We start from the raw sequence: 22,145 nt of genomic DNA on the forward strand, positions 1-22,145 counted from the left end.
TCCGCAGGCGCCCGAAACTTGCAAGGTTTGTTCGCATGAATGTCCCTGGTGATCGGCCCGGGTCCGAGGAGATCGACGAGGTCTCGGGCGCCCGTGCTTCTGAAGTAGCCGCGTCCGCGGCGCGCCCACCGCAGACCGACAAAGTGGTCTTCGGAGTCGCTGCCGCGCTGGTCGCGGCGATCGTGGTGTGGGGTCTGGCCGCCACCGAGAACTTCGGGACCGTTACCGGGAACATCCTCGACTGGATCGTCGTCGAGTTCGGTTGGTTGTTCGTGCTCACGGCGAGCGGATTCGTGTTCTTCGCGCTCTGGCTGGCGGTGAGCCGCTACGGCCGCATCCCGCTCGGCAAGGACGACGAGAAGCCGGAGTTCCGCACCGTCAGCTGGATCTCGATGATGTTCGCCGCCGGTATGGGCATCGGCCTGATGTTCTTCGGTGTCGCCGAACCGCTCTCGCACTTCGTCGAGCCACCACCGGGCAGCAACGGCGGCACCGGCGTCGCGATGGCGACCTCGATGTTCCACTGGAGCCTGCATCCCTGGGCGATCTACGCCGTGGTGGGTCTGGCCATCGCGTACGGCACCTTCCGCAAGGGTCGCAAGCAGCTCATCAGCTCGGCGTTCATCCCGCTGCTGGGACGCCGGGCCGAAGGTCCGCTCGGCAAGGTCATCGACATCCTCGCCCTGTTCGCGACCCTGTTCGGCACCGCGGCGTCGCTCGGCCTGGGCGCGCTGCAGATCGGCTCGGGTTTCGAGGTCACCGGCTGGCTCGAGACGGCCGGCGTGATGCTGCTCGTCGCGATCGTCGCACTGCTCACGCTCGCGTTCATCGCCTCCGCGGTCACGGGTGTCGCCAAGGGCATCCAATACCTGTCGAACATCAACATGGTGCTCGCCGCGATCCTGGCGATCTTCGTGTTCGTGCTCGGACCCACCGTCTTCATCCTCAACCTCGTGCCCACCACCCTCGGTGCCTACGCCGCGGAGTTCGCCCGCATGTCGGCGCGCACGGCCGCCTCCAACGAGGCCGCAGGTGAGTGGCTGTCGAGCTGGACGATCTTCTACTGGGCGTGGTGGGTCTCGTGGGCGCCCTTCGTCGGTATGTTCCTCGCCCGCATCAGCCGCGGCCGCACCATCCGCGAGTTCATCGTCGGCGTCATCCTCGTCCCGAGCCTCGTCAGCCTCATCTGGTTCTCGGTGTTCGGCGGCGCAGGTATCGGACAGCAACTGGACGGCCTGGACATCGCGGGTGCCGACAGCGTCGAAGGGCAGCTGTTCGGGGTGCTCGGCAACCTCCCGCTCACCGGCATCGCCACGGTCGTCGCGATGCTCCTCATCGCCATCTTCTTCATCTCCGGAGCGGACTCCGCGTCGATGGTGATGGGCAGCCTCAGTCAACGCGGCACCCTCGCGCCGAATCGTGGCGTCGTGGTCTTCTGGGGCGGACTCACCGGCGGTGTCGCGGCACTGCTGCTGTGGAGCGGCGGCGAGGAAGCCCTCAACGCCCTGCAGACGATGACGATCATCGCCGCGGCCCCCTTCCTTCTTGTGATGATCGGCCTGTGCGTGTCGCTGTACCGGGATCTGCAGCGCGACCCCCTGATCACGGGCGGGCGCAGGAAACGGACACTGCGCAAGGTCGAATGACCGAGCGGTCCCACATCGAGGGTGTCGAGTTCCTGCTCGACGTCCTCGATGCGCGTCCGGGTACGTCCGTCCTCGCGATCGACACCGGGCCCGCCTCCGCCGTGGTCGCCGAGCACGTCGGTCCCCACGGACGCGTGCACGTGGCCCCCTCGGCGACCCGCGCATACGAGTTCACCCGCCAGGAGAAGTTCGACCGCATCTACGCACTCGACGTCCCCGAATTCCACGAGGACACCGCCGCCGTGGCAGCCCTCGCCCCGCTGCTGGCCGACGACGGGCAACTGTGGGTGATCGACGAGGCAGGGCCGGGAGAGGACACCGGAACCGTCTCGATGACGGTGAGCACCGTTCTCGCACAGGCAGGATTCGCGATCGTGGACATCCTCGAACGCGGGTCGCGGGTCGCGGTGTGGGCAGCAATCGGACGGCGGCATCACGGGTGACACACGACGCCGCGTGCCTGCGGTGAGTTGTCGCCCACTCCGAGTACGGTGTCGCCTGCCCGGCAGTTGCTCTTCGAGAGGAGTGCGCGTGACCGACACCGACCGATTCGACGAGGCCCTCGACCGCGATTGGGCCCGTTACGCCTCGCAGCTGGCCCGGCGCATCTCCGAACTCGCCGGATCCGACACCTTCGAGCTGCACGCCGAGACAGCCTCGGGGCCCGCGGCCTGCGTGCGGGTGCTGGCGACTTCCGGCGGATGCGCCACGGTCGAGGTCACCGGATCGGAGCCGGTCACCCGGTCCGTGTCCGAGGCCGGCATGCTCGCCCGGCACATCGTGTCGGTGCTGCGCGGTCGTGGGAAGGTGCCGCATCCGGCCTTCCTGCAGGCGCACCCGCCGTCCGCCCTCGGCGACCTGCGCGAGCGTGTGAGCGACGCGCTCGCGCACGCCCTCGGACGCCCGGTGCCGGTCGACGCCGATGGCGACTTCGTCGTCGTCCTCGACTCCCAGGTGGTCTTCGTCGTGATCGACGACGACGGCAGCATCAGGCTGTGGGCACCGCTGCTGCACGCGATCCCTGAGGACGACACCCCGGGAACCGCGCCCGCCGGCGGTCGCACCCACGCCCTGGCCGAGCTCACCGAACTGAACCGGACGTGGCCGCACATCAAGGTGGTGCTCGTCGAGGACCGGCTCGTCGCCACCGTCGACCTGCTCGGCGATCCGTTCGTGCCCCGTCACCTGTCCGAGCTGCTCCAGCGACTCAAGGGCTTCCTCACGGTCGTCGACGAGCGATTCGCGCGTCGCTTCGACGGTGTCCGCTACGGCTCCGACAGGGAACACGACGTCGAGCTGCCCGAGGGCAGCGTGCTCGACGAACCGAACTGAACTCGAACTCTCCTCAGCGCCAGCTGGGGAGCCACAGCTGGTCGTTCCAGTGCTCCGGCGTGATCGGCAGCGCCGTGAGGATCGGCCACAACCACACGAAGTTCGCGACGACGAGCCCGACGTACAGACACACCACGAGCAACCCGGTCGTCCGCCGTTCCGTCGAGGCGTGCGGCGACCCGAGGATGTCACCGAGCACCAGCGCGACACCCATCACCAGGAAGGGTGCCATCGGCACCGCGTAGAAGTAGTACATCTGCCGGTCGAGGCTCGCGAACCACGGCAGGATCCCCGCGCCGTAACCGGTGAGCACCGCGGCCCACCGCCAGTCGCGGCGGACGAGCAGCTGCCACAGTCCCCACCCGAGCACCGGCAACGACACCCACCACAGCGCCGGCGTTCCGACCAGCATCACGGCCTTGACGCACTGCTCCGCGTCGCACCCGCTGATCCGCTCGCCGTCGGCGAAGTAGTACAGCATCGGTCGCAGCCCCATCGGCCACGTCCACGGCTTCGACTCCCAGGGGTGCTGATTGCCGGCCGAGTTCGTCAGGCCGGAGTGGAACTCGAGGACGCTCGCGCTGTAGTACCAGAGCGATCGCAGCGCGTCGGGAACGAAGGAGAACATTCCGTCGTGACCGATCCGCGAGCCGACCGCGTGACGGTAGACGCCGGTCTCGCTCGCGAACCACGCCCAGTAGGTCGACAGATAAACCCCGAGCGGGACGAGCACGAGGGCGTACAGCGCTGGGCCGATATCGCGCAGGGCCGTCCCGACCCACGGTCGCTGCACCCGGTACGCGCGACGCGTCGCGAGGTCGAAGGCCACGGACATCAGCCCGAAGAACGCGATGAAGTACAGGCCCGACCATTTGGTACCCACCGCGAGACCCAGCAGGATGCCCGCGCCGAAGCGCCACCAGCGCACACCGAAACGCGGACCCCACACACTGTCGAGGACACGACCCTGGGCGTGCACCTTCGCCATGCGGGCACGCACGTCGTCGCGGTCGACGATCAGGCACCCGAAGGCGGCGACGACGAAGACCGCCTGGAAGATGTCGAGCATGCCGAGGCGGGACGACACGAAGGTCACCCCGTCGACGACGAGCAGCAGACCGGCGACCGCGCCCAGCATCGTCGACCGGGTCAGCCGCCGCACGATCCGCACGACCAGCAGGACGAGCACGACACCGGCCGCCGCAGCCGAGAAACGCCAGCCCCACGCGGTGTATCCGAACAGTGCCTCACCGATCGCGATCATCTGTTTGCCGACGGGCGGATGCACGACGAGCCCGTAACCGGGGTTGTCCTCGATCCAGCCCCCGGTGAGCACCTGCCAACCCTGCGGGGCGTAGTGCTTCTCGTCGAACACCGGCGTCTTCGCGTCGGTGGGGTAGTTGAGCATCGTGAACCGCGTGATCGCGGCGAGTGCCGTGACGAAGGCGGTGACGATCCAGCCGCGCGCCCGATCTCCGGGGAGAGGCTCGGGTCCGGGCACCAACGGGCCGGGACCGAGAAGGCGACGATCCTGCGCTGCCGACGGACCACGGCCGGGGGCCTGTGAAGGGCTGCGGTCCGTCACGGTCACGTTCCGATCGTAGGCTGAGCCGTATGCAGGCAGCCAAACCGGTCCAGGGCGCGAATCCGGGAGAGGGCCGGCTCGTGCTGGCCGCCACCCCGATGGGAGACATCGGTGACGCCTCGGCGCGTCTCCGCGACGCACTCGGCACCGCCGACGTGATCGCCGCCGAGGACACCCGCCGCACCAAGGCACTCGCCGCGGCGCTCGGCGTCACCCTCACCGGGCGGGTCGTGAGCTTCTACGACCAGGTCGAGGTGTCGCGGCTGCCGGGTCTCGTCACCGACATCGAGGAGGGCCGCACCGTCCTGCTCGTCACCGATGCAGGTATGCCGTCGGTGAGCGATCCCGGCTACCGGCTCGTCGCGGCGTGCGTCGAGGCCGATCTGCCGGTGACCTGCCTGCCCGGTCCGTCGGCCGTGACCACCGCCCTCGCCCTGTCGGGTCTGCCGGTCGAGCGGTTCTGCTTCGACGGGTTCCCGCCCCGCAAGCCGGGCCAGCGACGCGCGTGGCTCGGAACGCTCGTCCAGGAGCCCCGAGCCGTGGTGTTCTTCGAGGCACCGCACCGGCTCGCGGCGTGCCTGGCCGACGCCGTCGACGTACTCGGCGGTGAGCGTCGCGCCGCCGTCTGCCGCGAACTCACCAAGACCTACGAGGAAGTGCGCCGCGGAACGCTCGCCGAACTCGCCGAGTGGGCCGTCGAGGGCGCGCGCGGTGAGATCACCGTGGTGCTCGAAGGGGCGGTCGCCGTGGCCACCGACCCCGTCGACCTCGTCGACGAGGTGGAACGGAAGGTCGAGGACGGGATGCGCCTGAAGGACGCCTGCGCCGTCGTCGCCGAGGCCGCGTCGAAGTCGTCCGGCGCGACGGTCTCGAAGCGCGAACTGTACGACGCGGTGTTGGAGGCGCGTCGCGACTGACGCGGTGTTGGAGGCGCGTCGCGACTGACGAGGTCTGCCGCCTCCCGATCGAGAAAAACGCATATCGGACGCGCCGTGGGGTCCGAGGACACTGCGTGCCACCGGAGCCTAGACTCTGCCGGGTCCCGAGCGCAGACGTCACCGGCACCGGCCGGTCGGACGCTGTCGGGGCTTCGGACGATCAGGAGGACGCGGATGGATTCGGTGAACGATTTCCTCGTCGAGGTGGCAGGGGTGGTGTGGGGACCGTACCTGCTCATCCCGCTGCTGTTGGGTACGGGCCTCGTGCTCACGATCCGGCTGAGGGGCGTCCAGTTCCGCAAGCTGTGGCCCGCGCTGCGGCTGGGTCTGATCACCCGCCACGACGAAGGCGCCACCGAAGGCGACATCTCCCAGTACCAGGCACTGACCACCGCGCTCGCCGCGACGGTGGGCGTGGGCAACATCGCCGGTGTCGGCACCGCGATCTACTTCGGTGGGCCCGGCGCACTGTTCTGGATGTGGGTCACCGGCCTGGTCGGCATGGCCAGCAAGTACTCCGAGGCCTTCCTCGGCGTGAAGTACCGCACGACCGACGCCAAGGGTGAGCAGAGCGGTGGTCCGCAGTACTACCTCGCCCGCGCCATCCCCAACAAGGCCGGTCTCGTCCTGAGCCTGCTGTTCGCGGTGTTCGCGGTGCTCGCCAGCTTCGGTATCGGCAACATGACCCAGGCCAACACCGTCGCCACCCAGCTCGACGACACCTTCGGTGTGCCGACCTGGATCAGCGGTGTGCTCATGACGGTGCTCGCTGCCGCAGTCCTGCTCGGCGGCATCAAGTCCATCGGCAGGGTCACCGCCGCCTTCGTGCCCGCGATGATCCTCCTGTACGTCGGCGCCGGCATCATCGTCCTCGCGGTCAACTTCACCCAGATCCCCGACGCCTTCGCGCTCATCTTCACCGACGCCTTCACCGGCACCGCGGCCACCGGCGGCTTCATCGGATCGGTCTTCATGATCGCGCTGCGCTACGGCGTCGCCCGCGGCATCTTCTCGAACGAGTCGGGCATGGGCAGCGCGGCGATCGCCGCCGCGGCCGCCCAGACCACCCACCCGGTCCGTCAGGGCCTGGTGTCGATGACCCAGACGTTCATCGACACGATCATCGTCGTCACCTTCACCGGCCTGGTCATCGTCACCACCGGAGCCTGGGAGTCCGGCGAGCAGGGCGCTGCCATGACGTCGGCAGGCTTCGCCGACGGCCTCGGCGGGGACTGGGGTCACTGGATCGTCGCCGTCTCGGTCGTCTTCTTCGCCTTCTCGACGATCCTCGGCTGGTCGTACTACGGCGAGCGGTGCGTCGAGCGTCTCGTCGGTCGCCGCGGCGTGGTGCCCTACCGTGCGATCTTCGTGATCGTGGTATTCATCGGTGCCACCACCCAGCTCGAGGTGGTCTGGAACTTCTCCGATGTGATGAACGGCCTCATGGCCCTGCCGAACCTGATCGGTCTGCTGGTGCTGTCGGGTCTGATTGCGCGGGAGACGAAGGCCTATCTCGATCGCGACCCGTACCTGTTGGGCAACCCCGTCGCGATGGACGATCCCGACACCGTCAAGTAACCGGAAAAACGGGAAAGGGCCCCGCGATGCGGGGCCCTCAACGTATGTGGAGCATGCCTCCACGCCGACCCGGAACTACCCCTCGTCAGTCCCTATCGGCGTGGAGGCCCCCGCCCCACGCTGCAAGGTCGAACCTTGCGTGGTGACCACTCTTCCGTGTCATTGGCTGGGACTGAAAATACCGACCGGCGCGGAACCGGTATCATCCCTGCTCAGGCGTGGTGAGGAATTTTTCCGCAGCGGATGTTTACACGCGGGGAACGGGAGTACGAAGGGCGCGGAACGGATGTCAGACACCAGCGGAAAGCCTGGTTCGGCGCAACGTCAGTTCTTCGCCGACCAGCTGCGGATGCTGTTCGCCGCAGCCGGTCGTCCCGCCCTCAAGAAGGTCGTCTCGGAGGCCGCGACCGTCGCCCGGGCGGTGGGCAGCGACCGGACCGTCTCCGTCCAGCGGGTCAGCGACTGGCGCAGCGGCAACCGGATGCCGGCCAACTTCGAGTCGGTGCATCCGGTGCTCGTCGTCCTCATCCGCGCGGCTCGGGAACTCAACGCCGAACCACCGGCTCCCGGTCTGTACTCCCTGAAGCAGTGGGAGAACTGGTGGAAGGCCGCGCGCGGGCAGGCGAACGCTCCGCGCACCAAGGAATCGGCATCGGCATCGGTGCCGCCCGGCGTCCGCCCGTACAAGGGGCTCGCGTCCTACCGACAGAACGATGCCCGGTTGTTCTTCGGGCGCACCCAGAGCGTGCGCACCCTCGCCGACGTGGTGACCGCCTCCCATGGACAGGGCCCGGTTGTGGTGACAGGTGCCTCCGGCGTCGGCAAGTCCTCGCTCGTGCAGGCCGGTCTCATTCCGCAGCTGTGTTCCACGCCCGACTGCCACCCCGTGGTCCTCACCCCCGGCACCGACCCGGTCGCACGCCTGGTCGACGCGCTCCCCGAGCTGGCCGACGTCGGCGACCCCGCCGACCACACCGCCGTACACGCGGCCCTGCGTGCCGCGACCTCGCGCACGTCGACGTCGCTGCTGCTGATCGTCGTCGACCAGATCGAGGAACTGTTCACCCAGTGCAGCGACGTCGCTCTGCGCACCGCATTCCTCACCCTGCTCGAGACGGCGTCGACCTGTTCCCACGGCGACGCGCCCGCCCTCGTCGTCGCGACGATGCGGTCGGACTTCTACGACCAGGCAGTGGCCACCCCGGTGCTCGCGCGGGCCCTCGAGCGGCGGACCAAGACCGTCCAGCCCCTCGACCGCGACGATCTCGTCGAGGTCATCACCGCTCCCGCCAAGCTCGTGGGGGTCCGCCTCGAACCCGGCCTCGTCGACCTCATCCTCCACGACCTCACGGGTCTGGCCGACGGTGAGATCAGTGGCACCGAGCTTCCCCTGCTCTCCCACCTGCTCGACTCGCTGTGGGACAAGCGCAGCGGGGGCACGCTCACCGTCGCCGCCTACCGCGCGACCGGCGGGGTCCGTGGATCCGTCGCCGCCGGCGCCGAACGGGCATGGGAGAGGCTTGCCGACGATGCCGACCGGGCCCGTGCCCGCTCGATGCTCGTCCACCTGGTGTACGTCACCACGACCGGCACGGACGTCAAGATCGCCCGGTCGCTGAACGAACTTCTCGCAGTGGGCGGCGAGGATCGCGACGCGTCGAAGCGCGTCCTCGACCATTTCGTGTCGGCACGTGTGCTCGTCGTCGACGCCGACTACGTCGAACTCATCCACGACGCGGTGATCGACGCGTGGCCCCGACTCAAGTCGTGGATCCAACAGGACCGCGCCGGCGCTGCCCTGCGACAGCAGATCGAGGCCGACGCATCGACCTGGCTCGCCTCCGGACGCAACCGGGAACTGCTCTACCAGCGCGGACGCATGGATGTCGTGACCGAGCAGAATCCACAGCTTGCCACGGCGGGCACCCCCGAGGATCGGCGCGGACCGGTCGCGCTCAGCCCGACCGCCGTGGCCTTCCTCGACGCCTCCCGCCGGCAGATCGCCCGCGAGACACGGACCCGGCGCGTCGGCATCGCCGCGATGGCGCTGTCCACGATCATCGCGTTCGTCATGACCGGTCTGGCCTGGGACGCGAAGGGACGGGCCGAGACGGCACGGAGCACCGCGCAGTTCCAGCAGATCGTCGCGCTGTCCGACTCCCTGCGCGACGAGGACCCCACCACCTCGGCGAATCTGGCGCTCGTCGCGGCCGAACTCCAGCCCGACAACCCGGTCGCGTACTCGAGGCTCATCGCCAGCCAGGCGGTGCCCCTCGCCTACACGCTGAGCGGACACACCGGGCCGGTCTACGGCGTCGTCGTCTCACCCGACGGATCCACCCTCGCCTCGGCGAGCGACGACGGCACCGTCCGCCTGTGGGCGCTGGACGGCGACGAACCGGTCGCGGTGGGCGAGCCGTTGCAATTGTCGTCGAAGTACATGGCGTCGGTCTCGTTCAGCCCCGACGGCCGTTTCCTCGCGATCGGAGCAGGTGACGGCGGTGTGTGGATCTACGACGCGTCCGATCGTGCCGCGCCGCGCGTGGTACTCGACCGGCAGGTCTACGCCGGCGGCGCCGTGCACAACGTGCGGTACTCGCCCAACGGCCGGGTGCTCGCCGTGCCCTACGACGACGGGCACGTCGCGCTCGTCGACACCTCGGATCCCGGATCGGGCCGGTTCCCCGTCACCTTGATCGACGACCACGACGGTGGTGTGCGGACGGTGGCCTTCCGTCCCGGAGGCCAGGTTCTCGCCACGTCCAGCGACGACCGCACCGTCCGACTGTGGGACGTGAGCACGCCGTCGCGGCCGGTGCCGCTCGGTGAGCCGCTCACCGGTTTCGGCGACGTCGCGCATTCGGTGAGCTTCAACGGCGACGGCACGATCCTCGCGGCGAGCAGCGACGACGGTGTACTGCACCTGTTCGACACCACCGATCCGCGCGCGGCCCGCCCGCTGGGGGTACCCGTGAACGCCCACACCGGCGGCGTCTGGAACATCGCGTTCCTCCCCGACGGACGCACACTGGCGAGCGCGTCCTGGGACGGCACCGCGAAACTGTGGGACCTCGACCCCTCGACACGGACCCTCGACGAGATCGGCCCGCCACTGACCGGGCACGGGGGTGGCGTGCCCACGCTCGCGGTGAGCCCGACCGGCACCACCGTCGTCACCGGCGGACAGGATTCCAACGTCCGGGTGTGGACGATGCCGCAGACCCGGATGGCGGTCGCCGACGGAGCGCTGACCAGGCCGGCGATCGATCGTGCCGGAGACCTCGTCGCGACCGGCAGCTATGGACCGGATGTCACGCTCTGGCGCGTCGGTCAGGGCGGCGACTGGAACCGCGCCGGGGGGATCGCGTTGCCGCGCCCGCTCGGCGGTGCGTACGTGTGCGCGCTCTCGCCCTCGGGCACGATCCTGGCCACGGCACCGACCTCCGGGGGCAGCGTGCAACTGTGGGACGTGCGCGATCCGGCGACACCGAAGCCGTTCGGCGAGCCGGTGCCGCTCGACACGAGGTTCACCTCCGCGCTGGCGTTCGGACCCGACGGAACGACCCTCGTGACCGGCGCCGACGACTTCTCGGTGCAGTTGTGGGACATCGCGGATCCCGCCGAACCGGTGCCGTGGGGCGAACCGCTGACGGGGCCGAAGAATCTCGTGCGCAGTGCCGCCGTCAGCCCCGACGGCCGAAGCCTCGTGGTCACGAGCGCCGACAGCGAGATCTATGCCTGGAACGTGACCGATCCGCGCTCTCCGACACGGGTGACCGTCTCGGGTGGGCACGCAACCGGGGTGAACACCGTGGCCTTCGGCGGGTCGAGCGACGTGCTGGTGACCGGCGGGGACGACCACGACGTGGTGGTCTGGGACCGCGCAGAGTCCGGAGACTTCGTGGCGCGCGAAACCCGGTTGAGCGGCCATACCGGCACCGTCTACTCCGTCTCGATCACGCCGGACGGCACCCGCGCGGTCAGCGGCAGCGACGACGGCACCGTCCGGTTGTGGGACGTCGCCGACCCGGATGGCATGCACGAGATCGGTGGCCCGGTCACCGACATGGGAACGGGACGATGGCAGGTGACCTTCGCGCCCGACGGCACCATCGTGGCCGGCGGCGGCGACGGTCTGCTCCGCACGTGGGGGCTCGACGCCGACGCCGTCGTGGCCCGCATCTGCCGTTCCACCTCGGTGCGACTCGACGAGGTACTCGACCGCTACGAGTTGCCGGCTCCTCCCGACGAGGTGTGCTGAGCGCCTGCCCGCGCGTCGCCGAGCGCGAGGATGCTGGCGGCCTTGTCGAGGCATTCCTGCCATTCGGCGTCGGGATCGGAGTCGATGGTGATGCCGCCTCCCACACCGAGGGCGCACACGCCGTTGCCGGTGTCGTCGTGGCCGAACTCGACGGTGCGGATCGCGACGTTCAGTTCGGTGCCGGCGATCGGACTCGACATGCCGACGGTGCCGCAGTAGACACCGCGCGCGGAACCCTCCCACCGGGTGAGCAGCGTCCGGGCGCGGAGCTTCGGGCAGCCGGTGACCGATGCGGGCGGGAACGCCGCGTCGAGCACGTCGGTGACCGTCACGCCCGGTCGCCGCTCCGCCGCCACGGTGGACACCAGATGCCACACGCCGGGGGCGGGCCGCACGGTCAGCAGATCCTCGACCCGCACCGAACCGGTCTCGGCGATGCGGCCGAGATCGTTGCGGACGAGATCGACGATCATCACGTTCTCGGCGACATCCTTGACCGACGCCCGTAGCCCGGCGGGGTCGGCGGAGCGGGGGAGGGTGCCTTTGATCGGACTCGACCGCAGCGTGTCGCCGCGGAGGGAGACGAACAGTTCGGGCGAGAGCGACGAGACCGCACCCCACGATCCCTGCAGGTAGGCGGCGCGCGCCGGGGCAGTCCGGGAGATCCCGTCGGCGAAGAACGCCAGCGGATCGCCGTCCCACCGGCCGGTGAACCGCGTGCACACGCACGCCTGGTACACCTCGCCGGCGCGGATCGCGTCGAGACAGCGTTCTACGCCGCGGCGGTGCTCGTCGCGAGGTGGTGGTGTCCAGTCGATGTGCCAGCCGGCATGTGGTGCAGCGGTCGGAGATGCATCGGTGTTCGACGGTGGGGTGAGGACCGCCGCGGCGAGATCGTCGGGGCAGGGTGCGGTGCCGAGCGTCTCGTACCACCAGCACCCGTCGGCGTCGAGACGCAGGACGGTGTCGGTCCACCCGCTCGCGGCGAGGGGCAGTGCGGGTCGGTCCGGGATGCGATCCGGGTAGGCGAGGTAACCGATGCGTCCGCCCCCGATGAGCGGCCGATCGTCACCCCCGGGTTCGGGAGCGTCCGCCGGAAGGGAGAAGACCTCCGCCGGTGGGACGGATTCGACGGACACGGACGGGACGAGCACGGCCGCCGCCCCGAACCATTCGCCCGACAGTGCCGCCGGGCCGGGAATGGCGAGGGTCCTGGCGCGTTCTGCCAGTGCACCGAGAACGCGATCGACGGTGCCGCCGCGGCCGAGTCGTTCCATCCGCATGGCGTCAGCTTGTCATGCCTGGTCGGGGGTGTCGGGACGAGCCCCGAGATGCGCGAGCTTGTCGGGATTGCGGACCACGTAGACGCCGGTGACCAGACCGCCGTCGATCTCGAAATGCAACACCATGTCGAGAACGCCCGCCGAGTACACGAGGACGCCGGGCATCGAATTCACCACGGCCGGCTCGATGGTCATGTCGGGCAGCGGATGCCGGACCAGTCCGAGGAACAGGCGGGCGACCTTCGCGGATCCGAGGACCGGAACCCGGGCTGCATTGACCTTGCCGCCACCGTCGGCGAGGTACCGCACGTCGGGAGCCAGCAGCGACAGCAGTCCGTCGAGATCGCCGGTGGTGGCCGCGGTGAGGAACGCCGCGACCACCCGGTCGGTCTCGTCGCCTGCGGGAGTGAAGCGTCGCTGCCGGGCATGGACGTGCTCGCGGGCGCGGTGCGCGATCTGCCGGACGGCGCTCTCGGTGCGGTCGACCGCCCCGGCGATGCGCCCGTACTCGAAACCGAACACCTCGCGCATCACGAACACTGCGCGTTCGACGGGTGTCAGGGTCTCGAGCACCAACAGCATCGCGGTCGACACCGACTCGGCGAGTTCCACCTCGTCGGCTGCGTCGGGAGCGGTGAGGATCGGCTCGGGCAGCCACGGCCCGACGTAGTCCTCCCGTCGGCGTTGCGCCGACCGCAGCGAGTTCAGTGCCTGGCGTGTCACGATCTGCGCCGCGTAGGCCCGCGGGTTGTCGACGGTGTCGGTGTCGGCACGGGCCCAGCGGATGTAGCTCTCCTGCAGGACGTCCTCGCTGTCGGCGACGCTGCCGGTGATCTCGTAGGCGATCGAGAACAGCAGTCCCCGATGCTCGGTGAAGACGTCGGCGGTCATACCTGCGCCTTCTCCTGTGCGGTCGTGTGCGGTCCGCGTCGGGTCGGCAGGGCACGTCCGCGCGCCTGGAGTTGCATGGTGTGGATCGTCCCACGAACGACGGCTTCCTTCACCGAGGCTGCGAGCCGTCCGCGCACGGCCCACCTCGACGGAGTGTCGTCGCGTGCCGACAACTGCACGACGCCGCGATCGCGGCCCAGAGAGATGCAGGTCGAGACGAACCCGAGCGAGAGCGGTGCGGGCTCGCGTCCCTGCAGCAGACGCCACACCGTGTCGGCGCCGTGGGTGCCGAGCGGCATGGCGGCCTGGCAGCTCATACGCAGGTGGTCGTTGCCGTCCACCACCACTGCGTCACCCACGCCGACGATCGGCGTGCTGTCGACCACCTGCAGGGTGTCGCGCACCCGGAGACGACCGTCGTCGTCGACCGGTAGGCCGCTGCGTCGGGCCAGGTCGGGCACGGAGAAACCGGCCGTGCGGACCACGAGAGTCGCGGAGATCTCGGAGCCGTCGTCGAGGGCGACCGAGCCGTCGTCGATGCGGGTGACCCGCGTTCCCGACCGGACCTCCACGCCCAGTTCGTCGAGCCGGCGGCGGATGTAGCGCTGCGTGGTCTCGGGAAGGGCCGCGCCCGGATCGCCGACGAGGACGAGGGTGTGCCGTGGATGGGACTGCGCGAGTTCGGTGACGGTCTCGAGGCCGGTGAGCCCACCGCCGATCACGACGACGGAGGCGTGATCGTCCGCCTCGAGGAGAGCATCGTGCAGAGCCGTGGCGGAGTCGAGGTCGGCGACGGAGAACGCCCTCTCCGCACCGGGAATCGCACCGGATCCCGACGTGCTGCCGACGGCGTAGACCACCGCGTCGCACTGCAGGACCGCTCCGTCGGCGAGGGACACCGCGTGCGGTTCGATCCGAACGGCCGAGCCGACGTGCAGCGTCGCCCGCGGGTGCAGGAGATCGGACAGATCGTGTGTGGCGGTTCCGGATCCGGCTGCCACCTGGTGGAGCCGGACCCGTTCGACGAAGACCGGTCGCGGGTTCACGACGGTGACCGCCACCTCGGGATGTTCGGCGAGCACGCGGTTCGCGGCCATCACCCCGGCGTATCCCGCCCCTACGACCACCACATGGAATTGCGTCGTCATCGCTCTGTTCCCTTCGCTGTCGGAAGTGATGTCACCGATGGGACACCGCTCGCGGCCGGGATGTGACACGGCGACGGTGCGCATTCCTGTGATGTCCGCCTCCTGCCGCCGACCTTGTCGGTGATCGACACGGTCAGCGGCCGACCGGGCGGGATTCCGGTGTCAGTGAGGCGGTCTCGGCCGCATCCCGACCGGCGTGGAAACCGTCGGCGTCGACCCCGCGACTACGCGAGTCGCGGGTGACGGGGAACAGTCGGCGGAACTCGGTGTCGACGGCATCGGATCGCCTGGCGAGGATGGGCGCGAGCGTCGTGATGGGCACCTGCGCGTCGGCGGCGGCGTGGGCGGTGGCCCGGACGTCCGCCTCGCGGAGGCGTTCGCCGATCCGATGCGCGTAGCCGGTGAGGAAGGCGCGGCGGAAGGAGGTCGCGGACGATCCGCGCCGCCCCGCCGTTCCGGCCGCCTGCACGGCCCGTCCGGCCTGCACGAGCAGGGAGGTGTACAGCATCTCGGCCTGCTGCAGGTCGGTGGCGGTGCCGACGATCGTCGCGATCTGCACCCGGGTGAACCACACCGTGCGCACGCGGTTCGCGTCGCCGATGGCGGTGAGGAGCAGGACCTTCTCGCGGATGTACGGGCTGTCGAGGTGGATGCGCCGGCCGACGACCGGGTCGGTGCCGGAATCGGGCCCGGCCAGCAGCGCCGCACCCACGGCGTGACGCGAGACGAGTTCCTGCGCCTTCGCGGTGAGCGCCTCGGCCTCGTCGGGGAAGTCGGTGGACTCGGCCTTCGACAACAGTGCCCGGATGCGTTCGAGGATCCGGGTGTCGGGCGGGGTGGGCGCAGACGGGTCGCCGGACCGGATGGACGGCCATCGCGACGGCGGGGGTGTGAGGATCGCGAAGGACGGCAGGTACTTCCAGGTGAAGGCGAGCCCTTCGATCTCGAAGCGGGTGACGTCGGGGCACGCGCGGAACAGACCGTCGGCCAGCGTCGGGGCTCCGGCCGCGTGGGCGGGACGCGGGTGCCGGCGGGCGATCTCGTCGAGCTGCCGCACCCACTCGACGGGGGCGCGTTCGGCCGCGCGCCGGATCTGCGCGTCGAACAGCATCGTGGCCGCCGTCAGTGCGACGTCGGAGGTGCCACCCGAGCGGGCCGTCACGTGGAGCACGTCGGCGGGCTGCCATCCCCGCTCGTAGGCACCGCCCAGCTCGGCGAGCAGGGCGTGCTCGTTCAGGCCACCGTATCGAACATGTGTTCTATCGCTGCGCATGCGCCGCAGTGTGGCGCACGGCACCGACAGGTTGGCGCGGCGACGGAGAACACGCAGGTGAGGGGCTCTCCGCCGCCGGGTCGGAGCTCAGTCCTCGTCGACGTAGCGCGGGAACACCGGCGACGGGGCGGGCAGTGGGGTGCCCGGAGCCAGGCGGGTCGCGACGGCGTCGAACTGCCGTGCCTCGGGTGCCTGACCGAGGAGGTCGAGGATCTTCGCGGCGGCATCCGGCATCACCGGCTGGACGAGCAGACCCACGATCCGCACGACCTCGAGCGTGACGTACAGGACCGTCGCCATCCGCTCGGGATCGGTCTTGCGCAGCACCCACGGCTGCTGCGCCGAGAAGTAGCGGTTGGTCTCGCCGAGCACGTGCCAGATCGCTTCGAGACCGAGGTGCAGGGCCTGGGCGTCGAATTCGGCGCGCACCTTCGCGAGCAGCGCGTCGGCCTGGGCGAGCATGGCCTCGTCGTCGGCGGTGAACTCGCCCGGCGTGGGCACGGTGCCCTCGAGATTCTTCGCGACCATCGTCAGCGACCGCTGCGCGAGGTTGCCGAGGTCGTTGGCGAGGTCGGCGTTGATGCGGGTGACGATCGCCTCGTGGCTGTAGCTGCCGTCCTGGCCGTAGGAGATCTCACGGAGCAGGAAGAAGCGGAGCTGGTCGAGACCGTACCGGTCGACCATCTCGAGCGGGTCGACGACGTTGCCGACCGACTTCGACATCTTCTCGCCCTTGTTGAACAGGAAGCCGTGGACGAAGACCCGCTTCGGCAGTTCGAGACCCGCCGACATGAGGAAGGCCGGCCAGTAGACGGTGTGGAACCGCGTGATGTCCTTGCCGATGATGTGCAGATCGGCGGGCCAGTAGCGGCGGTAGGACTCCGACTCGGTGTCGGGGAAACCGGCGCCGGTGAGGTAGTTGGTCAGCGCGTCGACCCACACGTACATGACGTGATCGGGATGATCGGGGACCGGAACACCCCAGTCGAAGGTGGTGCGGGAGATCGACAGGTCCTTCAGGCCGCCGGAGACGAAGCTGACGATCTCGTTGCGACGGGTGGCCGGGGCGATGAAGTCGGGCTGCTCCTCGTAGAGCTCGAGCAGCTTGTCCTGGTAGGCCGACAACCGGAAGAAGTAGGTGGACTCCTCCGTCCACTCCACGGGAGTGCCGGTGTCGGTGGAGATCCGCGAACCGTCCTCGAGCAGCGTGGTCTCGCCGTCGGTGTAGAACGCCTCGTCGCGGACCGAGTACCACCCCGCGTAGGTGTCGAGGTAGATGTCGCCCGAGTCGACCATGCGCTGCCAGATCGCCTTGCTCGCCTCGAGGTGATCGGCGTCCGTGGTGCGGATGAACCGGTCGTACGAGATGTTCAGCCGCTTGTCCATGGCCTCGAACACGTTCGAGTTGCGGGACGCGAGTTCGGTGACCGGGATCCCTTCCTTCGCGGCGGTCTGCTGCATCTTCAGACCGTGCTCGTCGGTGCCGGTCAGGAAGCGCACGTCGAAGCCGTCGAGACGCTTGAACCGCGCGATCGCGTCGGTCGAGATGTACTCGTAGGCGTGCCCGATGTGCGGGGCGCCGTTCGGGTACGCGATCGCGGTCGTGACGTAGAACGGCGGGCGGGTGGGATCGCCGGCGGCCGGGCGGGAGGAATCAGGCGCAGTCATGGTGGCCAGTAGTTTATAGGGCGTGAGCGCAGCCCGTCCCGCCCCCGAAGCCCCGCAGCCGTTGAGCCCTCTCGTCGACGCCCACACGCACCTCGACGCGTGCGGCGCCGAGGACGCCGCGACGACCTCCGCGATCGTCGATCGTGCCGCCGCGGTGGGGGTCGGACGCATCGTCACCGTCGCCGACGATCTCGAGGCGGCGCGTTTCGCCGTGCGGGCCGCGCACTGGGACGACCGCGTCCACGCGGCCGTCGCCATCCATCCCACCCGCGCGAACAGCCTCGACGACGCCACTCGCGCCGAGATCGAGAAGCTCGCCGCCGACCCGCGCTGCGTCGCGGTGGGGGAGACCGGCCTCGACCTCTACTGGCCCGGCAAGCTCGACGGGTGCGCCGAACCGGCCGAGCAGGAAGAGGGCTTCCGCTGGCACATCGACCTCGCGAAGCGACTCGGCAAGCCGCTGATGATCCACAACCGCGAGGCCGACGCCGACCTGCTGCGCGTGCTGCACGACGAGGGCGCGCCCGAGAAGGTGATCTTCCACTGCTTCTCGTCGGATGCCGACATGGCCCGCCGCTGCGTCGACGCCGGATACCTGCTGAGCTTCTCGGGCACCGTGAGCTTCAAGAACGCGAAGGCCCTGCGCGAAGCGGCGCCCCTCGTGCCCCGAGAACTGGTGCTGGTGGAGACCGACGCGCCGTTCCTGACCCCGCACCCCTTCCGGGGCGCGCCGAACGAGTCGTACTGCCTGCCGTACACCGTGCGCGCGCTCGCCGAGGTGCGGGGCGAGGACGCCGAGGAACTGGCCGCGGCCACCACCGCGAACGCCGAGCGGGTGTACGGACTTTCGTAAAGGGCACGCGTGCCCCCACTCCCGTCGTGACAATACGGGCATGCGCTCCTTCGTCTACAACTCTCATCCGGTACGTGTGATCTTCGGCCCCGGTACCGCCTCGCGGGTCGCGGACGAAGTACGTCGACTCGATCGTTCCCGCGTCCTGCTGCTCGCCGGCGAGCACGTGCGGCACCAGGCGGAACTGGTCGAGAAGTATCTCGGCGATCTGCAGGTCGCGCGTTTCGACGGCGCGGTGATGCATACGCCGGTCGAGGTGACGGAACGGGTCCTCGGCGTGGTCACCGAGCACGACGTCGATGCGGTCGTCGCGGTCGGTGGCGGATCGACCACCGGACTGGCCAAGGCACTGGCCCGCCGTACGGGGATCGATCAGGTGATCCTGCCGACGACCTACGCAGGGTCGGAGGTGACCCCCGTTCTCGGCGAGACCGCCGACGGGGTGAAGACCACGCGTTCGTCGCCCGACATCCTTCCCGAGACCGTGATCTACGACGTGGAGTTCACCACGTCGATGCCGATCCCGCTGGCGGTGACCAGCGCGATCAACGCGATGGCCCACGCGATCGAGGCCCTCTACTCCGAACAGGCCAATCCGATCGTCGACGCCCTCGCGCTCGAGGCCGTTGCCGCGATCGCCCGGGGTATCCCGGCGCTCGGTGCGGACTCGGCCGATCCCGAGGGGCGTTCGGATCTCCTGCTCGCCGCGTGGCTCTCCGGCACCTGCCTCGCCTCGGCGGGAATGGGGCTGCACCACAAGCTCTGTCACGTCCTGGGCGGATCGTTCGACCTGCCGCACGCCGCCACCCACACCGTCGTCCTGCCCCACGCGCTCGCCTACAACGAACCGTCGGTACCGCACGTCATGGCGCGGGTCGCGCAGGCACTCGGCACGGATTCGGCACCCGCGGGCGTCTACGACCTCGTGGCGGCGGCCGGTGGGCCGACGAGTCTCGAGGAACTGGGGATGCGGGAGTCCGACCTGGACGAGGCGGCGCGACTGGCGACGGCGAAGCCGTATCCGAATCCTCGGGAGGTCACGGAGGTGGGTGTGCGGCGGTTGCTGGAAGAGGCGTTCACCGGTACCCGTCCGGAACCGGATCGGAAGTCTGGTTGAAGCTACAACCATGAGTTGCTATCTTAGTTGTCGCTTCAACTAAGTGGGGCTCTCCGGCCTCCTACCCGAAAGGCTCGACATGAAGACCCCTCTCGTCCGCGACATCGGCATCCTCATCGCCCGACTCGTACTCGGCGTCATCTTCCTCGCGCACGGACTGCAGAAGTTCAACTCGTGGGGATACGAAGGCACCAAGGCCGGCTTCGAAGGAATGGGCGTGCCCGCCCCGGCGATCTCGGCGTTCGTCGCCACCTGGATCGAGATCCTCGGCGGTCTCGCGCTCATCCTCGGTGTGCTCGTCCCCGTCTTCGGCGTCCTGCTGTTCCTGCTCATGCTCGGCGCGTTCTTCATCGTGCACGTGGAGAACGGAATCTACGTCGGCGACGGCGGTTTCGAGCTCGTGGCCGCGCTCGGCGCAGGGGCTCTCCTGCTCGCCGCGGTCGGTGCGGGAGCGTTCAGCGTCGACCGATTCCTCGCGCGGAAGGTTCCGCTCCTGCGCACAGCCTGACCTGCGGTTCCGAGGTGCTGTGGACGATTTCTCCCGATCGTCCGCAGCGCCTTTTCCGTCCGATGACGCGCGCTTTTCGCATATGTCTTGTTATTCTCCTGCACGACATATGCGTTCACGGATCTCTCCGACAGGATCGATATGACCGTGCAGCAAGCTGTTCCGCGTCGCGACACCACGTGGAATGTCAATCGACGGACCTTCCTCGTGGGCGCGGGCGCGCTCCTCGCTGCCGGCCTCGTGGGCGCCGGTACATCTGCGGCACAGCCTCGGACACCGCAGCGCCCCAACATCCTCATCATCATGACCGACCAGGAGCGTCAGCCGATGCACTGGCCGGCCGACTGGGCGCGCAACAATCTGCCCAATCGGCAGCGGCTCGCCGATACGGGGCTGACCTTCACGCGGTCGTTCTGCAACGCCGCGATGTGCTCGCCCAGTCGCAGCACGTTCTTCACCGGGCTCTATCCCGCCCAGCACGGGGTGGTGAGCACCCTCACCGAGGGCGGCACGCTCTCGCCCACCGAGCCCGTGCTGCCGGTGGACGGCCAGAACATGGCGAAGATGCTGCTCTCCGCCGGATACGACGTCCATTACCGCGGCAAATGGCACATGAGCAAGGGCGCCGACGGCGGCGACCCGTCGCCCGAGGACATCGCGCGGTACGGCTTCGCGGGGTGGGAGCCCCCGGAGGCGGGGCAGGACACCGCACCCGAGAACTTCGGGGGTGGCTGCGCCGACCGCGACGGCAAGATCGCCTCCGACGCTGCCGAGTTCCTGCGGTCGCGCAGCGCCTCCGACGACCGGCCGTTCGCGCTCATCGTGTCGTTCGCCAATCCCCACGACATCCTCTCGTACCCGAAGACCTGGGATCAGGTCGACGGCGACTGCAACAATTACGGTGCCTTCGCACCCGAGGCCTTCGAGCAGGGAATCGACCTGCCGCCCACCATCGACGAGGACCTGCTCCGCAACTTCAAGCCCACCGCCCAGGCCGAACTACTCCTGCTGCTCGCAGGTGCGCTCGGTCCGCTGGTCGGTCCCGAAGCCGCACGGCAGTACGTCAACCTGTACGCCTACATGCACAAGGTCGTCGACCAGCACATCGGGACGGTTCTCGATGCGCTGGAATCGGTTTCGGGCATGCGCGAACGCACCGTCGTCTTCCGGGTGGCCGACCACGGCGAGATGGGGCTCTCCCACGGCGGACTCCGTCAGAAGGCCTTCAACGCCTACGAGGAGACGCTCAATGTTCCTCTCGTGGTGAGCAATCCGGTGATGTTCCCGAGGCCGGTCTCCACCGACGCGCTCGCGTCGCTGATCGACGTCATGCCCACCCTCGCGACGATGGCCGCCGTGCCCGACCGTTCGGCGTGGACGTTCAAGGGCGTCGACCTCACGCCCGTCATCGAGGGCGCGTCGTCCGGTGGCACGCCGCCACAGGTGCAGGACACCGTCCTGTTCACCTTCGACGACGAGAACGCCGCCGCGGCCAACGGGCAGACGACGGTGAAGCAGCCCAACCACATTCGCGCCGTCCGGCAGGACAGGTGGAAGTACGCGATGTACTTCGATCCGTCGGGACGCGCGCTGCCGCAGTTCGAACTCTACGACCTGCACGACGATCCGCTCGAGACGCGCAACCGCGCGAACCCGCTCGACCTCGCGAACTTCGACCCGGTGCAGGTCGCGACCATGCACGCCGTCCTGATGGACGTGATGGCCCGCACGGGCACCACCCCGGCCGTGCCGATTCCGCAGTTCCCCGTACCGAGCGGATCCGCCGATCTCCCGATTCCCAGCGGGTCGGCCGGACGCTGACGAAGCCGATCACCGGCAACCGCGACCATCGGTAGGCGGTCCGGAAACCTCCGCGGCCGCGACGCCGGCCGATCCATCCGAGCCTGTGGGCATCGGCACCTCGAACGCCCCCGCATGGGGCAGAGCACAGATGCGCGGGATCCTCGGTGACCTCACGGAGTTCATGTTCTCGGTGCCCGAATCGAGAGGAATTCCTCTTTCCGAGTATCGATAGAAAATGGTGATTTCGGACAATCGCACATG

Annotated in this window: 16 protein-coding genes; 10 read left to right on the top strand and 6 right to left on the bottom strand. The window is 69.1% G+C overall.

Going from position 1 to position 22,145, the window contains the following annotated elements; translation table 11 throughout:
* The first annotated feature begins 35 nt into the window (after positions 1–35).
* The 3 genes from C6Y44_RS05820 (at position 36) to C6Y44_RS05830 (ending at position 2,978) form a co-directional block, all read left to right on the top strand.
* A complete protein-coding gene (locus tag C6Y44_RS05820) occupies positions 36–1,646 on the top strand; it encodes a BCCT family transporter (protein ID WP_159419023.1) in 1,611 nt (536 codons plus the stop codon).
* On the top strand, positions 1,643–2,089 hold the full coding sequence (locus C6Y44_RS05825; RefSeq protein WP_159416473.1) for a hypothetical protein: 447 nt from the start codon (positions 1,643–1,645) through the stop codon (positions 2,087–2,089). The genes C6Y44_RS05820 and C6Y44_RS05825 overlap by 4 nt, the downstream gene beginning before the upstream one ends.
* Positions 2,090–2,177: 88 nt before the next feature.
* Positions 2,178–2,978, top strand: coding sequence for a T3SS (YopN, CesT) and YbjN peptide-binding chaperone 1 (locus C6Y44_RS05830; protein WP_159416472.1), 801 nt, complete (start codon positions 2,178–2,180; stop codon positions 2,976–2,978).
* 13 nt (positions 2,979–2,991) lie between these two features.
* On the opposite strand, the gene C6Y44_RS05835 is transcribed toward C6Y44_RS05830, so the two are convergent.
* Positions 2,992–4,569 (bottom strand): dolichyl-phosphate-mannose--protein mannosyltransferase, encoded by a 1,578-nt coding sequence (locus C6Y44_RS05835; RefSeq protein ID WP_159416471.1) that lies wholly within the window; start codon positions 4,567–4,569, stop codon positions 2,992–2,994.
* A 23-nt stretch (positions 4,570–4,592) separates the two neighbouring features.
* Here C6Y44_RS05835 and rsmI point away from each other — a divergent pair, with 23 nt between their 5' ends.
* The 3 genes from rsmI (at position 4,593) to C6Y44_RS05850 (ending at position 11,340) form a co-directional block, all read left to right on the top strand.
* Complete coding sequence (rsmI, locus tag C6Y44_RS05840) at positions 4,593–5,480, top strand: 16S rRNA (cytidine(1402)-2'-O)-methyltransferase (RefSeq protein ID WP_060652132.1); 888 nt, start codon at positions 4,593–4,595, stop codon at positions 5,478–5,480.
* Between the two features lie 195 nt (positions 5,481–5,675).
* Positions 5,676–7,079, top strand: a complete 1,404-nt coding sequence (locus C6Y44_RS05845; protein WP_159416470.1) for an alanine/glycine:cation symporter family protein — start codon at positions 5,676–5,678, stop codon at positions 7,077–7,079.
* 286 nt (positions 7,080–7,365) lie between these two features.
* The gene (locus C6Y44_RS05850; protein WP_192378726.1) at positions 7,366–11,340 is read left to right on the top strand and encodes an nSTAND1 domain-containing NTPase; all 3,975 of its coding nucleotides are present in this window, start codon (positions 7,366–7,368) and stop codon (positions 11,338–11,340) included.
* On the opposite strand, the gene C6Y44_RS05855 is transcribed toward C6Y44_RS05850, so the two are convergent.
* The 5 genes from C6Y44_RS05855 to metG all read right to left on the bottom strand — a co-directional run bounded on the left by C6Y44_RS05855 (position 11,304) and on the right by metG (position 17,603).
* Entirely contained in the window at positions 11,304–12,623 is a 1,320-nt protein-coding gene (locus tag C6Y44_RS05855) for an aminodeoxychorismate synthase component I (RefSeq protein WP_174247084.1), read from the bottom strand. The genes C6Y44_RS05850 and C6Y44_RS05855 overlap by 37 nt on opposite strands.
* Before the next feature lie 12 nt (positions 12,624–12,635).
* The gene (locus tag C6Y44_RS05860) at positions 12,636–13,514 is read right to left on the bottom strand and encodes an RNA polymerase sigma-70 factor (protein ID WP_159419021.1); all 879 of its coding nucleotides are present in this window, start codon (positions 13,512–13,514) and stop codon (positions 12,636–12,638) included.
* Positions 13,511–14,662 (bottom strand): NAD(P)/FAD-dependent oxidoreductase, encoded by a 1,152-nt coding sequence (locus C6Y44_RS05865; RefSeq protein ID WP_159419020.1) that lies wholly within the window; start codon positions 14,660–14,662, stop codon positions 13,511–13,513. The genes C6Y44_RS05860 and C6Y44_RS05865 overlap by 4 nt, the downstream gene beginning before the upstream one ends.
* Before the next feature lie 133 nt (positions 14,663–14,795).
* On the bottom strand, positions 14,796–15,935 hold the full coding sequence (locus C6Y44_RS05870; RefSeq protein ID WP_159419019.1) for a DUF2786 domain-containing protein: 1,140 nt from the start codon (positions 15,933–15,935) through the stop codon (positions 14,796–14,798).
* An 87-nt stretch (positions 15,936–16,022) separates the two neighbouring features.
* Positions 16,023–17,603, bottom strand: a complete 1,581-nt coding sequence (metG, locus tag C6Y44_RS05875) for a methionine--tRNA ligase (RefSeq protein ID WP_159419018.1) — start codon at positions 17,601–17,603, stop codon at positions 16,023–16,025.
* Between the two features lie 22 nt (positions 17,604–17,625).
* Here metG and C6Y44_RS05880 point away from each other — a divergent pair, with 22 nt between their 5' ends.
* The 4 genes from C6Y44_RS05880 to C6Y44_RS05895 all read left to right on the top strand — a co-directional run bounded on the left by C6Y44_RS05880 (position 17,626) and on the right by C6Y44_RS05895 (position 21,902).
* Positions 17,626–18,456 (top strand): TatD family hydrolase, encoded by an 831-nt coding sequence (locus C6Y44_RS05880; RefSeq protein ID WP_060652139.1) that lies wholly within the window; start codon positions 17,626–17,628, stop codon positions 18,454–18,456.
* A 40-nt stretch (positions 18,457–18,496) separates the two neighbouring features.
* Positions 18,497–19,573 carry a maleylacetate reductase gene (locus C6Y44_RS05885; protein ID WP_159419017.1) on the top strand — a complete coding sequence of 359 codons (1,077 nt, stop codon included), beginning with the start codon at positions 18,497–18,499 and terminating at the stop codon, positions 19,571–19,573.
* A gap of 79 nt (positions 19,574–19,652) precedes the next feature.
* Positions 19,653–20,081, top strand: a complete 429-nt coding sequence (locus tag C6Y44_RS05890) for a DoxX family protein (RefSeq protein WP_060652141.1) — start codon at positions 19,653–19,655, stop codon at positions 20,079–20,081.
* 141 nt (positions 20,082–20,222) lie between these two features.
* Entirely contained in the window at positions 20,223–21,902 is a 1,680-nt protein-coding gene (locus C6Y44_RS05895) for a sulfatase-like hydrolase/transferase (protein WP_159419016.1), read from the top strand.
* Positions 21,903–22,145 lie beyond the last annotated feature (243 nt).

It is taken from the genome of Rhodococcus rhodochrous (assembly GCF_014854695.1).
GTDB lineage: Bacteria > Actinomycetota > Actinomycetes > Mycobacteriales > Mycobacteriaceae > Rhodococcus.